The sequence below is a fragment of the Variovorax sp. genome, from assembly GCF_035634955.1.
Classification (GTDB): Bacteria; Pseudomonadota; Gammaproteobacteria; order Burkholderiales; family Burkholderiaceae_C; genus Variovorax.
The window spans coordinates 1-1,563 of the sequence record NZ_DASQBZ010000023.1 but is presented as its reverse complement, the minus strand read 5'-3'; the positions used below and the strand labels follow the sequence as shown (position 1 = coordinate 1,563).

At 66.5% G+C, this 1,563-nt stretch carries 2 protein-coding genes; one reads left to right on the top strand and one right to left on the bottom strand.

The window, feature by feature from the left end; genetic code table 11:
• Nucleotides 1-25 precede the first annotated feature (25 nt).
• A complete protein-coding gene (gene obgE / locus VES41_RS12960) occupies nt 26-1,078 on the top strand; it encodes a GTPase ObgE (RefSeq protein WP_324817460.1) in 1,053 nt (350 codons plus the stop codon).
• Between the two features lie 289 nt (nt 1,079-1,367).
• Here the strand turns inward: obgE and rpsT are convergent.
• Nucleotides 1,368-1,563, bottom strand: a 196-nt coding sequence (gene rpsT, locus VES41_RS12955; RefSeq protein WP_324817457.1) for a 30S ribosomal protein S20, incomplete at its 5' end; no start/stop codon positions are given.

Below are 1,563 nucleotides of genomic sequence, written 5' to 3'. Positions count from 1 at the left end.
CCGCCTCCAGTTGGCATCCAGAATCATGAAACTTGTAGACGAAGCAGAAATCCAGGTCACCGCCGGCAATGGCGGCAACGGCTGCGTCGGTTTCCGTCGCGAGAAGTTCATTCCGCTGGGCGGCCCGGACGGTGGCGATGGTGGCAATGGCGGCAACGTCTGGATCCGCGCCGACGCCAACCTGAACACCCTGGTCGACTTCCGCCACGAGCGCATCTTCAAGGCGCAGCGCGGTGAGAACGGCATGGGCCGCCAGGCCTACGGCAAGGGCGGCGAAGACCTAGTCATCACCGTGCCGGTCGGCACCGTGGTCATGAACGTGGCCACCGATGAGGTCATCGGCGACCTGACCCAGCACGACGATCGCCTGCTGGTGGCCAAGGGCGGCCGCGGCGGCCTGGGCAACATGCACTTCAAGAGCTCCACCAACCGTTCGCCGCGCCAGGCGCTGCCGGGCGAAGAGGGGGAAGAGCGCCTGCTCAAGCTGGAGCTGAAGCTGCTGGCCGACGTGGGCCTGCTGGGCTTCCCCAATGCCGGCAAGAGCACGCTGATCCGTGCCGTGTCCGCTGCCACCCCGAAGGTGGCCGATTACCCGTTCACCACGCTGTACCCGAACCTGGGTGTGGTGCGCGTTGAAAATTACCGCAGCTTCGTCATCGCCGACATTCCCGGCCTGATCGAAGGGGCGGCCGACGGTGCCGGCCTGGGCGCGCAGTTCCTGCGCCACCTGCAGCGCACCCGGCTGTTGCTGCACCTGGTGGACATCTCCCCGATGGAAGGTGGCGTGGAAGGTGTGTCGCCGATCGAGCAGGTCCGTGCGATCGAGCGCGAGCTGGAAAAGCACGATCCGGAGTTGCTGGACAAGCCGCGCTGGCTGGTGCTGAACAAGGCCGACCTGATGTTCGAGGACGAGGCCAAGGCCGCGGCCGAGAAGATCGTCGCCGAGCTGGGCTGGACCCAGCCGTGGTACCTGGTCTCGGCGCTGGGCCGTGAAGGCACCTGGCCGATCATGACCAACATCATGGCCTTCTTCGATCGCCAGAAGGAAGACGAGGCGCAAGCGCGCGATGCGTACTGAGCGCCTCCGCACGCCCCTGAACAACCCGGCTGCGGCCGGGTTTTTCTGTGGTGCGCCCGCGCAGCGCCTAGTAGAGCCGGGCTCTGCCCGGCTGGCGTCCAACGTTAACGATATCGCCGCGAAGGGCAGCCGGGCAGAGCCCGGCGCTACGGCCCGGCGGGCGTCCAGCCGGGCGGAATCTGGCGTTACGGATCTGCGGGCAACAAAAAACCCGGCCGGGGCCGGGTCTTTTTCTGCGGCTGGGTCGAAGCCACGCGTGGCGTGGCTCTACGACACCCGCAGCGCCGTATCAGGCGGCCTTGATGGCCTTGATGCGCGCGGTCAGGCGGCTCTTGTGGCGAGCGGCCTTGTTCTTGTGGATCAGACCACGCGAGCTGAAACGGTCGAGGATCGGCTGGGCAACAGCGAAGGCTGCCTCGGCGCCGGCGGCGTCATTGGCATCCAGAGCCTTGATCACCTTCTTGACAGCGGTGCGCAGCATCGAA

Coding starts and splice junctions, on each gene's coding strand:
- obgE (WP_324817460.1), top strand. CDS start 26: ATGAAACTTGTAGACGAAGCAGAAATCCAGGTCACCGCCGGCAATGGC.